We start from the raw sequence: 12,189 nt of genomic DNA on the forward strand, positions 1-12,189 counted from the left end.
GGAGAATCATGACAATAAAGAATCGTTTAGCAGTTGAATTACCTGGATTAAACATGAAAAATCCCATAATGAATTCGTCAGGCGCGGTGTATTTTGGTTTAGATGAGAGTTATGACATCGAAAAAGCTGGTGCATTGGTTACGAAAACAGTGACATTGGCTGAACGTTCAGGAAATCCGCAACCATGGACTGTTGAATTACCCGGTGGCCTCCTGAATTCAGTTGGACTTGCTAATCCTGGTATCCATAATGTTTTAAAAAAATTTTTACCAGCTATCAAGGCAAAATATGGTGATGAGTTGCCGGTCATGGTATCAATTGCTGGTGAAACGGTGGATGAGTATGTAACGTTAACACAATTATTAACTGATACCCAGTATCTGACGGCCATTGAAGTCAATTTATCATGTCCAAACGTTGATCGTGGTGGAATGGCATTTGGTGTGTCTGCTGAGTCTGCATCAGAAGTGATTGCGGCTGTTAGACAGGTGACAAATTTGCCAATTTATGCCAAATTATCACCCAATGTCACTGATATTAAACCAATTGCTAAAGCAGTAGAAGCTGCCGGTGCCAATGGTATCGTACTAATTAATACAGTGATAGGTATGAGCCTTGATTTACACAAACGCCAACCAAAGTTAGCTCGTGGAACAGGTGGTCTGTCTGGTAAAGCCATTCACCCTATTGCTGTACGTCTTGTTTACGAAGCAGCACAAACAGTTTCAATACCGATTATTGGTGTTGGCGGTATTGAAACTGTGGCAGACGCACTGGAATTGATGATGGCAGGTGCAAGTGCTGTGCAGGTTGGGGCAGCTTTGACTTACAATACACATGTTATGTCAAATATCATTGAAGCAATTCCTGGTGCGTTAGATAATTATCATTTTGATACGATACAGGAATTAACGCGTACATTTAAATGAACATGATGATTGTTAGATTGTATGTTTAGGGAAGGAACTTATGATAGAGCCAATATTTATCGCATTGGATTTTCCAGATGCAACAGCAGCAAATACTTTTTTGTTACCTTATCTTAATAGAATCGTTAAACCAGCTTTAAAGGTTGGTATGGAATTATTTTATGCCGAAGGTCCCAGTTTTATACGGAAACTGCGTGAACAAAAATTTGACGTATTTTTAGATTTGAAACTCTATGATATTCCGACGACAGTCGGGCATGCGGTTGCCAGCTTGGCTAAATTAGATGTTCAATATCTGACGGTGCATGCTGCGGGCGGGGAAAAAATGTTGCGTGAAGCGGTGGCAAATAAGGGAGAGCATATGAAGTTACTTGCCGTAACGCAATTGACCTCATTTTCAGAAATAGACATGCAAGTCACACAATTGACAAATGCTAGTATGTCAGAAAGTGTTACTCATTTAGCAAAGCTAGCGTACGATGCTGGTATAGATGGCACAATTAGTTCGCCGTTGGAAGCCAATTTGATTAAAGAAAATACGAGTGATTCGTTTTTGAGGATCACACCAGGTATTCGTTTGGCTGGTGATCAAGCTGACGATCAAGCACGTATTATGACACCAAAGGCAGCACATGAAAATGGTGCAACCGGTCTTGTTATTGGGCGGTCGATTACAAAAGCGGCTCAACCCATTGCAGCCTATGAACGTGTGTTGAAAGAATGGAGTAATTAGATGACGAATTATGCAGAACAAGTAGCAAACGATTTGTTAACCATTGGCGCAGTTAAATTTTCTCCTGAGAAACCCTTTACTTGGGCATCGGGAATTAAAAGTCCGATTTATACTGATAATCGTATGACCATTGGCGTACCAAAAGTGCGTGAAAATATTTTCAGAGGGTTAGCTGCTCTAATTCAAGATACATATGGAGATGTTGATGTGATTGGTGGTGTCGCGACAGCGGGTATTCCGCATGCCGCTTGGGTTGCTGAGATATTGAATAAGCCGATGATATATGTCCGTTCTAAACCAAAAGATCATGGTGCAGGGCGACAAATAGAAGGTGCAACAGTTTCAGGGAAAAAAGTCGTGTTAATTGATGATTTGATTTCAACAGGTGGTTCAGTATTAGGCGCTGTTGAGGCAACGCGCCAATCAGGTGCTGAGGTGCTTGGTGTCGTTTCAATTTTTTCATATGAGTTACCTGAAGGTATCGCTAATTTTGAACGTGCAGACCTCACGTTCAAATCACTGACGACTTATTCACAATTAGTGGCAGCAGCAGTCAAACGCGGTGAACTAAATGAGTCACAAATAACAACATTAAAGCAGTGGCAACTTAATCCTAAGCAGTGGCAAGTATAAGCAAAAAAAAACTCAGATAATTTATCTGAGTTTTTTTATTTTAATAAATAGCGTCACGGTAGAGGCCAATAACTTTTCCTAAAATAGAAACGCGCCTCAAAATAATGGGAGCCATAGCATCATTCTCCGGTTGCAAACGAAAGTGGTCTGCTTCTCTGAAGAATCTTTTGACAGTGGCTTCATTGTCTTCATTCATTGCCACAACAACATCACCATTATCAGCGTTATCTTGTTTACGAACAATAACCTTATCACCATCTAAGATACCAATGTTGACCATAGAATTGCCACGAACGTTTAACATGAACATATCACCATCAAACTGCATTAAATTATCAGGGATAGGGAAAAATTCAGTTGCTTCTTCTTCAACTGCTAAAATAGGTGTACCAGCTGTTACAAGCCCAAGCACTGGGATACGGCCTGGCGTTGTCGAAACGCCCAAAGCCTCAAGTCCTGAATCGGTGACTTCAATTGCACGTGCGCGAGGCTTTGAAGCATCTTTTAAAAGATATCCCTTCTTAACCAGACGTTCGATATGGCCATGAATGGTTGATGATGAGGATAATCCAACCGCTTCACCAACTTCACGAACTGTGGGTGGGTAACCGTTTGTTATTTGTGCTTCATGGATAAAGCGGAGCACTTGAAGTTGTTTACTTTCTTGAATTTGAATTGCCATATTGAGTTTTAGTCCTTAATTCTACTCGATTTAATATATTATTATTATAACGAACAATGCATAACAAATCAAACATTTGTTCGTTTCTTTGTCTTTTAATAACTAATTTACTGAGAACATTTACTGTTTCTTTAAAAATAAGCCAGTTTTTAAAGAAAATAGGTGGATAAAATGCATACATTCCCATTGTTAGTTACTTCAACAAAAATAAACAAGATATTTCTGATGTCATCGTCCTGCTGTTTATGCTATAATTGACCTTAGAAATTTATTAAGGGGAATACTATGTCTATAGGTATTGGACTTGTCATATTGATTGCAGTGTTAGCCTTGGTTATCGGATTGGCGGGTGGATTTTTCTTAGCACGTAACTCAATGAAAAGTTATTTAGCAAAGAATCCACCAATTTCAGAAGAGATGATGAAATCAATGATGATGTCAATGGGGCAAAAGCCATCACAGAAAAAGTTAAATCAAATGATGGCTCAAATGAAGCAACAAAGCGAACAAGCGCAAAAAAAATAAGCCAGTTGGCTTATTTTTTTTCGCGTTTGGGATCCAGATATACCCAATCAGGGTTCACTTCGTGATCGAGCTTATCAAATGCCTCTTGAATCAATGCTGTATATTTCGCGATGTTTTCTTTGTTTAATCTATCTTTGCGATCAATGATAATGGGTTCACCGAAATTGATAACTGTGTTATTTCTTTTAAATAATTGACTGAATGAGACAGGACCTTGGTAAACTGTCGGTACAAGGGCTTTGCCCGACATTTTGGCAATAAGGAGTGAGCCAGACTTTAATTCATCACTATGTCGGGAACCTGATGGAAACATAATCAATGACCGATTACCCTTTTTGAGTTCATTGACTGGGATTTTAATAACACTTGGTCCGACATTTTCTCGGTCAACTGGAAATGCCCCAGCAGATTTGACTAGCCATGCAAGTGGCGGAAATTTGAAAAGCTCAATTTTCGCCATGAAGATAAAGTGTTTTGGATAAGCTGCAATGGCGTACCAAATAGGATCCCACCAGGTTCTATGTGGCCCGACAAGAATATAATTTTCATCAACAGGGATGCGTTCGCGATTCATGTACTTGATACGACCGTTGATAACCCATATAATACTTACAGCTATACCACGCAGAAAATCATAAAAATTCATTATTATTCACCTCATAAACTATCTCCATTAATTTTACACGATAAAGCGAGAAAAAAACAATGACTGAAGTAATTCTTAAAGAAGGGGAACGTATTGACGGTTTGCCTTCCCAAAATATTCATATTATACAAAATCCTGATATGTTTTCTTACTCATTAGATGCTATATTATTAGCCCATTTTGCCGGTGTCAAGGGCAAAGGCGCTGGAATAACTGTTGATCTTGGAGCTGGCACGGGAGCAGTTGGCCTTTTTTATTCACCAAGGGTTATAGGTACCATTAAGCTTGTTGAAATTCAGCCTGAATTAGCGGAAATGGCACAACGCAGCATTGAAATAAACGGGTTACAAAAACGTGTTAGCGTCTTACTATCTGATATGAAAGATATTTTTAATGATATTCAGCCTGGATCGGTTGAAACGGTTTTATCAAATCCACCGTATTTTCCGCTTAATGAAACGACAAAAACCAATCACGATACGCATTATGAACTTGCACGTCACGAATTAACCATTGATTTACCTAGTTTAGCGCAAGTTGCCAATAAGTTGTTAAAAAATAATGGTAAGTTTTATATGGTTCACCGTCCAGAAAGACTAGCAGATATTTTTGCAGCATTTGATCAACGAAAACTACGTATTAAACGTATTCAATTTGTTTATGGTAAAAGTGACCGCGAAGCAAATATGGTCCTTGTTGAAGCTATTAAATCTGGTCGTCCGGGCGGGGTGCGCATTATGCCGCCAATTATTGCTTATACGTCAGAAAATAATTATACATCGCAAGTGCAAAATATTTTATATGGTCAAGCGTGGCAATGATGAAGCGATATTATTTCTATGTGCTCTATACAGCAGATGGCTACTTTTATGGCGGTTTTACTGATGATGTTCAGCGTCGCTTAAAAACGCATGAATCACGTAAAGGAGCTAAATTTACACGTGTGAAATCAAGACATCCATTACAATTAATTTATGAAGAATCATTTGACACTAAGCACGATGCATTGCGCGCCGAAGCAGCGTTCAAAAAACTGACCAGAAAACAGAAAGAATTTTTTTTAATCGCGCACAATATTAATCCCAGTATTTGGCAGTAATAGCTTGCAATAATGAACAAGATAACGTATACTGTTAAGTGTTGTAATTTACAACAAATACACACGGCAAACGAGTTCATATAGGTGCAGAAATGTCAATATGAACGTCGAATTTGTCGGCGGAAAAACCTAGGAGACTATATATTATGGCAGTTATTTCAATGAAAGAACTCCTCGAAGCAGGTGTTCACTTCGGTCACCAAACACGTCGTTGGGACCCAAAGATGGATGAATATATCTTTACAGAACGTAACGGTATTCATATCATCGATTTGCAAAAAACAGTTAAGTTAGTTGATGAAGCGTATAACTTTATTCGTAATGCATCAACTGATGATGCTAATTTCTTGTTTGTTGGTACAAAAAAGCAAGCTTCAGATGCAATTGCTGAAGAAGCAACCCGCGCTGGTCAATATTTCATTAATCATCGTTGGTTGGGTGGTACTTTAACAAACTGGAATACAATCAAGACACGTATTCAACGTTTGAAGGATTTGGAAACAATGGCCGAAGACGGTACATTTGAACAATTGCCTAAAAAAGAAGTTGTTTTGTTAAACAAGCAACGTGAAAAGTTGAATAAATTCTTGGGTGGTATCAAGGATATGCCTGGTTTGCCAGATGTATTGTTTGTTGTTGACCCTAAGAAGGAAGAAATTGCTGTTAAGGAAGCTAACATGTTGAACATTCCAGTTGTGGCTATGATTGACACAAACGCTAACCCTGAAGTAGTTGACGTTAAGATTCCAGCTAATGATGATGCAATTCGTGCAGTTCGTTTGATTACTGCTAAGATGGCTGATGCGATCATCGAAGGTCGTCAAGGTCAAGATTCAGCACCTGAAGATGCTTTTGTTGCAGGCGATGAAAATACAGAATCAATCGAAGAAATCACTAACATTGTTGAAGAAGGCAATAACTAATATTTGAATGACAAATGCCGTTCCTGCGACCTGTTTGGGACGCAGAGTGGCATTTTTATTTGTCCGAAACATATAAAAAGCGTGTTATAATAAAATCATAAATATTTTAGAGGAGCAATATAATGGCAATTACTGCTGCACAAGTAAAAGAACTACGTGATAAGACATCTGTTGGTATGATGGATGCTAAGAAGGCTTTAGTAGAATCTGAAGGTGACTTGGATAAAGCGATTGATTTGCTTCGCGAAAAAGGTATGGCTAAGGCCGCTAAGAAGGGTGACCGTGTTGCTGCCGAAGGCATGACGTATGTTGCCGTTAGTGGTAATAAGGCTGCTATCATCGAATTAAATTCAGAAACTGACTTTGTTGCTGGAAATGCTGAATTTAATGATTTGTTAAAGGCTGTAGCAAATACAATTGTTGAATTTTCACCTAAAGATGTTGAGGCTGCTTTGGCGCTTGAAGTTGAAGCTGGTCAAACATTAAATGACAAGATTATTGGCACAACACAAATCACAGGTGAAAAGATTACACTACGTCGTTTCACGGTTGTTGAAAAGTCTGACGCTGAAAACTTTGGTGCCTATTCGCATTTAGCTGGTTCAATTTCATCACTTGTAGTTGTTGACGGCGCATCATCAGAAGCAGCTCGCGATATCGCAATGCACGTTGCTGCGATTGCACCTAAGTATGTTTCAGATGACGAAGTACCTGCAGAAGTTGTTGAAAAAGAGAAGGCAGTTCAATTGGCTTCTGAAGATTTGGCTGGTAAGCCTGATAACATCAAAGAAAAGATGGTTGAAGGACGTATCAAAAAATTCTTGGCTGAAATTTCATTGTTGGATCAAGCTTTTGTTAAGAATGGTGATCAGACAGTTGCGCAATTTATCGCTTCACAAAATGGAACTGTTAAGTCATTTGTACGTTACCAGGTTGGTGATGGTATCGAAAAGAAAGTAACTGATTTAGCTGAAGAAGTTGCTAAGCAACTAGGCTAATGAACAAAAAGTGTGTTATATCATAATAACGCACTTTTTTTGTGGGATATTTTTGGTATAATTGACTAAGTAGAAAATGAGGTAAATCATGACTGATATGAAGTACAAACGTGTTTTGATGAAACTTTCTGGTGAGGCGTTGGCCGGGGAAAAAGGTCAAGGAATTGATCTTGATACAGTTTCTGAAATTGCGCAAGATTTAAAAGAAGTACATGACCTAGGAACACAAATTGCAATTGTTGTCGGTGGTGGTAATTTATGGCGCGGTGAGCCTGCTGCACAAGTTGGTATGGAGCGATCACGTGCTGACTATACAGGCATGCTTGGTACGACAATGAATGCACTAGTATTGCAAGATGCATTAGAACGTGCGGGCGTAGACACACGCGTACAAACGGCTATTACCATGCAACAAATTGCAGAACCTTACATTCGCGGACGTGCGATAAGACACCTTGAAAAGGGCCGCATTGTGATTTTTGCGGCAGGTACGGGATCACCTTATTTCTCAACAGACACGACAGCAGCATTACGTGCAAACGAAATTAATGCTGATGCCATCTTGATGGGTAAAAATGGGGTTGACGGTATCTATGATTCTGATCCAAATAAGAATGCCAATGCCGTTAAATTTTCAGAATTAACACATTTGGATATTTTGAAACGCGGATTAAAAGTAATGGATTCAACAGCGAGTTCATTGTCGATGGATAATAACATGCCGCTTGTCGTATTTAATCTAAACACACCGGGCAACTTGAAACGAGTTGTCTTAGGTGAAAATATTGGTACAACAGTTACAGGAGGAAAATAATGGCTTTTAATTTAACAGATGCCAAGGCGCGTATGCAAGGTGCTCAGGATGCTTTACAACGTGAACTTGGTAGTATTCGCACAGGACGTGCAAATCCACATATTTTAGATCGCATAGAAGTTGAATATTACGGTGCTATGACACCACTTAATCAAGTTGCTTCAATTTCTGTTCCTGAAGCACGCATTTTGATGATTACGCCATTTGACAAGACCGTATTAGATGAAATTATTCGTGCAATCAACATATCAGACTTAGGGTTGAATCCAGCTTCGGACGGCAATATTGTTCGCTTAGCAATTCCCCAAATGACTGAAGAAGGTCGTAAAGATTTGGTCAAACAAGTGAAAGCAGAAGCTGAAAGAGCAAAAGTTTCTGTTCGCAATGTTCGACGCGATGCCATGGATGCTGTCAAAAAAGATAAAGAATTACCTGAAGACGATGCACGCGATGCGGAAGACGACGTTCAAAAACTCACTGATGAAAATATAAAAGCCATTGATGCGATTGCTTCTGATAAAGAGAAAGAACTATTAACGATATAAAGCGTAGGATATATGACACCTATCACGTAGTATTTTATATAAGCTATATATTAACTTGACGTTGAGTCAAGTTTTTTATTTGGAGGTTGTTTGTTTTGAAAAGATATTTAAGATATTGGCAAGAAGCATTTGATTTTAATGGTGGTGCCTACCGTTTAGATTTTTGGCTTGTCCAAATGATTAATAATCTTATTTTAGCAATACTAACTTTCGTTGTGGGTAGCATTTTCAACGAATGGTTATTATTAAGTCGATTATCTTCAATATTGGGTGCGTTAATTTTTGTACCAAATTTATCACTATTGATTCGTCGATTACGAGATACAGGATTGTCGCAGCAAGTTATTTCTCTTGTGCTACTAAGCCCTATTTTGGTTGGTGTGCTTATTAGTTTTTTGAGCGCCATTGGTTTGTTAATTCTGGTGCCTTTATTGTTATTCATCTATTTTGGCGGTTTGATTTTCTTGCTCGCACGACGTTCAGCCTATTGGACGCCATTTCTAAAAACAAATCAAAAAATTGGTTTCACAATTTTTTTCGTTGTGATGTTGTCGACAATAATTGGTTTGAATACTGTGACTTTGACAAGACAAATGACCACAATTGATGCGTTACTTCAAAATATACAGAAGCAAAGAAAAAAGACGGCAGTCAGTGTTACTGAAACATCTTCAAATCAATCAGAAATAATCGACTCAAGTTTATCTTCTGCTTTATCGAGTAATCCAGCGCCAAGTCAATCAGGCACCGGCTCCACGGCGTCAAAAATGCCTGAGATTCAGGTGAAAGGGTTGCCCGATGATTCAGCCACGACAAACTATCGACAATTACCAGAAATGTCGTTGGGAGATGACGATTTTGGTTTTTTTAAAGTCCAAGGCGACTGGCAACAGGATAAGACATCGCTTCAATGGTCGCTTAGCACATCAAAGCAAGACGTGACAATCCTGACGAGTACCATGGGTCAAGGATTCGGCGTGGATATGTCTAGCTTCTCGTTTGCAAAAATACTAGGGCAGAGTCATTTTAAATTAAAGCAACAAAGTGAAGTCGGTGTTTGGCGTATTGATGGCACATACAAGGTGCCATCAACTGGTGAACGAACAGAAATGAGCTATTTAGAATGGTATATGCCAGATGGGCATATTCGAGTGATGTATGTTCTCTCTGATTCAAAACCATTATTAAATCTAATCATTGATTCATTATCAGAAACGTACCAGGCAGCTGTCTGAAATTTTAACAGACTTGACGTTTCAATCAATGCAGTGCATAATGAATATATTACGTTTATTAATTATGAGGTCATGTGGCGATGATGGAGTTTGTAAACTATTCGAGTGTCGAGAAGATTTTCTCGGAAATCAGGTGGAACCGCGCGTAAGCGTCCTGATGTCATTTATTTTGGCATCAGTGACTGCGGACGCGTGGTTTTTTTGTCGGAAAGGAATATTCATGTATTAAAGATATATTAAAATATATCTTTAATACTAAGATATATTAAAATATATCTTTATCGTGGTATACTTTAAAGTATGGGAAAAAAACAAGCAATTTATTTTGAACTAGATGTCGTGAATTCGCGACGTATTAGAGACAATACGTTGTTAATCAAACAAGTGATGGCTGTCACGAATTATTTAAATCACCTTACAAAAGCTCAGATTCTCATGCCTTTTCAGTGGCATCATGGTGATGCTATTTCAGGTGCAATACAGTCATCCCATATTCGACCTGATGTGGTTCACATCTATCGTGAGTTGACATCTTATTTATTAATTCACGCTGTTGAATTGCAATTTTATATGGCCATCGGTGTTGGGGATATTGATACAAACTTGACTGACACACAGGATGAGGCACTAGTCAATGGTTCGGCTGTTGTACTTGCCCGACATGTCGTCCTGCCCGCTTTGAAGGAAATAGTTGAAAAACAAAAGAATAAGACACTAGGTATACAGACTTATTTTAAAAAAGCGCCGATTTTGATGCGAATGGCAGATGAAAATGGCCAGGTGTCAGAGGTCGAACAAATATTAATTTTAGTCTATGAGTTTGAGTTGAGCACTGATAAAAAGCGTCTAATTTATTCGGTATTGAAGGATTCTCAAAATTGGCGCAACGATCTGCCAAAACTAGTTGAAATAAAAAATAGTGGGTTTACGGTGACAGATACCTTGAAACAAATTGAAAATCGCGCGCGAATGCTCATTACAAAAGCAGATATTCAAGCGGTAAATAATCAACTATGTGTGTTTGAGGAGAAGTAAATGCAACAAGATATCATAAGAATTGTATTAATAGTGATACTTTGGTTAATCATAAACTATCTTTATGGCCTGTTAATTAGTTTGATATTAAGTAAGATTGGTTATAAAAAATGGCAACCTGTGGTTGGTAACAGAACAGACCCGTTTATACATGGACAACTTATTGGTAATATAGAACGCAGTTTGGCCATGCTCTTGGTCATTTTAGGAAATGTCGGTGCGCTAAGTATGATTGTAGCGATTAAAGGATTTGCTCGTTGGGGTGAATTATCTCAAGTAAATAGTGATGTGCAGAGCGTGGCTATTGACAAATTTATAATTGGTAATTTATTAAGCTTGGGTTTTCCAGTGTTAGTAGCCGTTGTTTGGCAAGTTTTTGCTACGTGATGTGGTGCCGATCTTTTGATAGCAAGTTAGACAAAATTTAAAAATAATAAGGAAATAAAAATGACAGAACATAAATTATCGTTACAAGATATTATCTTAACACTACAACAATACTGGGCTAAACAAGGGGCTAACCTTATGCAAGCCTATGATAATGAAGTGGGTGCTGGGACACAATCACCTTATACTTTTTTGCGTGCCAATGGACCAGAACCCTGGAATGCGGCCTACGTGCAACCATCACGTCGCCCAGCTGATGGGCGATATGGGGATAACCCTAACCGACTTTTTCAACATCATCAATTTCAAGTTGTTATGAAACCCTCACCAGCAAATATTCAGGAATTGTATCTTGGCTCTTTAGAGGCACTTGGTATTAAGCCACTTGAACATGATATTCGTTTTGTCGAAGACAATTGGGAAAATCCCTCAATGGGTGCTGCTGGTATTGGTTGGGAAGTTTGGTTGGATGGCATGGAAGTCACACAATTTACGTATTTTCAACAAGTTGGTGGTATTGAAGTTGATTCAGTGACAGCAGAAGTCACTTATGGATTAGAACGCTTGGCTTCATACATCCAAGATGTGCCAACTGTCTATGATTTGGAGTGGGGTAATGGTGTGCTTTATGGTGATATTTTCAAAGAACCAGAATATGAACATTCAAAGTATGCCTTTGAAGAGTCGAACCAAGCAGTATTGCTCAGGCATTTTGATGAGTTCGAAGCAGAAGCAACGCATTTATTAGAATTAGGGCTAGTACATCCAGCATATGACTATATTTTAAAATCATCACATACATTTAATTTATTAGACGCACGCGGAACGGTTTCTGTCACAGAGCGTGCAGGTTACTTGCATAGAATCAGAACCATGGCACGCCGTGTATCAAAAGTATTTATCCAAGCACGTGCGGATCTTGGGTTCCCGTTACTTAAAGATATTGAATTACGCGATAAGTATTTGGGCGAGAATGGTAAGTATGCAAAGCAGGAAGGAAAATAA

General features: G+C 38.7%; 16 protein-coding genes. 14 read left to right on the top strand and 2 right to left on the bottom strand.

Translation table 11 applies throughout. The annotated features are described in order from the left end of the window. Positions 1-8 precede the first annotated feature (8 nt). The 3 genes from JOD28_RS01445 to pyrE are packed head-to-tail and all read left to right on the top strand — an operon-like array spanning position 9 to position 2,295. Complete coding sequence (locus JOD28_RS01445; RefSeq protein WP_204769139.1) at positions 9-929, top strand: dihydroorotate dehydrogenase; 921 nt, start codon at positions 9-11, stop codon at positions 927-929. A 40-nt stretch (positions 930-969) separates the two neighbouring features. After that, positions 970-1,662, top strand: a complete 693-nt coding sequence (pyrF, locus tag JOD28_RS01450; RefSeq protein ID WP_204769140.1) for an orotidine-5'-phosphate decarboxylase — start codon at positions 970-972, stop codon at positions 1,660-1,662. Next, positions 1,663-2,295, top strand: a complete 633-nt coding sequence (gene pyrE, locus JOD28_RS01455; RefSeq protein WP_204769141.1) for an orotate phosphoribosyltransferase — start codon at positions 1,663-1,665, stop codon at positions 2,293-2,295. A 40-nt stretch (positions 2,296-2,335) separates the two neighbouring features. Here the strand turns inward: pyrE and lexA are convergent, their stop codons facing one another. Then, entirely contained in the window at positions 2,336-2,977 is a 642-nt protein-coding gene (gene lexA, locus JOD28_RS01460) for a transcriptional repressor LexA (RefSeq protein ID WP_204769142.1), read from the bottom strand. A gap of 285 nt (positions 2,978-3,262) precedes the next feature. On the opposite strand from lexA, the gene JOD28_RS01465 reads away from it, so the two are divergent. Further along, positions 3,263-3,502 (top strand): YneF family protein, encoded by a 240-nt coding sequence (locus JOD28_RS01465; protein ID WP_204769143.1) that lies wholly within the window; start codon positions 3,263-3,265, stop codon positions 3,500-3,502. A 10-nt stretch (positions 3,503-3,512) separates the two neighbouring features. Here the strand turns inward: JOD28_RS01465 and JOD28_RS01470 are convergent, their stop codons facing one another. After that, positions 3,513-4,148 (bottom strand): lysophospholipid acyltransferase family protein, encoded by a 636-nt coding sequence (locus tag JOD28_RS01470; protein ID WP_204769144.1) that lies wholly within the window; start codon positions 4,146-4,148, stop codon positions 3,513-3,515. Between the two features lie 59 nt (positions 4,149-4,207). Between JOD28_RS01470 and JOD28_RS01475 the strand changes: the two genes are divergently transcribed. The 10 genes from JOD28_RS01475 to glyQ all read left to right on the top strand — a co-directional run bounded on the left by JOD28_RS01475 (position 4,208) and on the right by glyQ (position 12,189). Then, positions 4,208-4,969, top strand: a complete 762-nt coding sequence (locus JOD28_RS01475; protein WP_204769145.1) for a tRNA1(Val) (adenine(37)-N6)-methyltransferase — start codon at positions 4,208-4,210, stop codon at positions 4,967-4,969. After that, the gene (locus JOD28_RS01480; RefSeq protein WP_204769291.1) at positions 4,969-5,247 is read left to right on the top strand and encodes a GIY-YIG nuclease family protein; all 279 of its coding nucleotides are present in this window, start codon (positions 4,969-4,971) and stop codon (positions 5,245-5,247) included. The genes JOD28_RS01475 and JOD28_RS01480 overlap by 1 nt, the downstream gene beginning before the upstream one ends. Before the next feature lie 146 nt (positions 5,248-5,393). Further along, positions 5,394-6,170 carry a 30S ribosomal protein S2 gene (rpsB, locus tag JOD28_RS01485; protein WP_013102383.1) on the top strand — a complete coding sequence of 259 codons (777 nt, stop codon included), beginning with the start codon at positions 5,394-5,396 and terminating at the stop codon, positions 6,168-6,170. A gap of 122 nt (positions 6,171-6,292) precedes the next feature. After that, positions 6,293-7,168 (top strand): translation elongation factor Ts, encoded by an 876-nt coding sequence (gene tsf / locus JOD28_RS01490; RefSeq protein WP_204769146.1) that lies wholly within the window; start codon positions 6,293-6,295, stop codon positions 7,166-7,168. A gap of 88 nt (positions 7,169-7,256) precedes the next feature. Beyond that, a complete protein-coding gene (gene pyrH, locus JOD28_RS01495) occupies positions 7,257-7,982 on the top strand; it encodes a UMP kinase (protein ID WP_204769147.1) in 726 nt (241 codons plus the stop codon). Continuing rightward, positions 7,982-8,527, top strand: coding sequence for a ribosome recycling factor (frr, locus tag JOD28_RS01500; RefSeq protein WP_204769148.1), 546 nt, complete (start codon positions 7,982-7,984; stop codon positions 8,525-8,527). The genes pyrH and frr overlap by 1 nt, the downstream gene beginning before the upstream one ends. A 95-nt stretch (positions 8,528-8,622) precedes the next feature. After that, positions 8,623-9,762, top strand: a complete 1,140-nt coding sequence (locus tag JOD28_RS01505; RefSeq protein ID WP_204769149.1) for a DUF805 domain-containing protein — start codon at positions 8,623-8,625, stop codon at positions 9,760-9,762. Positions 9,763-10,062: 300 nt separating this feature from the next. Next, on the top strand, positions 10,063-10,797 hold the full coding sequence (locus JOD28_RS01510; RefSeq protein WP_204769150.1) for a hypothetical protein: 735 nt from the start codon (positions 10,063-10,065) through the stop codon (positions 10,795-10,797). Beyond that, positions 10,798-11,184 (top strand): hypothetical protein, encoded by a 387-nt coding sequence (locus tag JOD28_RS01515; protein WP_204769151.1) that lies wholly within the window; start codon positions 10,798-10,800, stop codon positions 11,182-11,184. It begins immediately after the preceding gene. A gap of 60 nt (positions 11,185-11,244) precedes the next feature. Beyond that, positions 11,245-12,189 (top strand): glycine--tRNA ligase subunit alpha, encoded by a 945-nt coding sequence (glyQ, locus tag JOD28_RS01520; protein WP_204769152.1) that lies wholly within the window; start codon positions 11,245-11,247, stop codon positions 12,187-12,189.

Origin of the sequence: Leuconostoc rapi (assembly GCF_016908715.1) — a bacterium.
GTDB lineage: Bacteria > Bacillota > Bacilli > Lactobacillales > Lactobacillaceae > Leuconostoc > Leuconostoc rapi.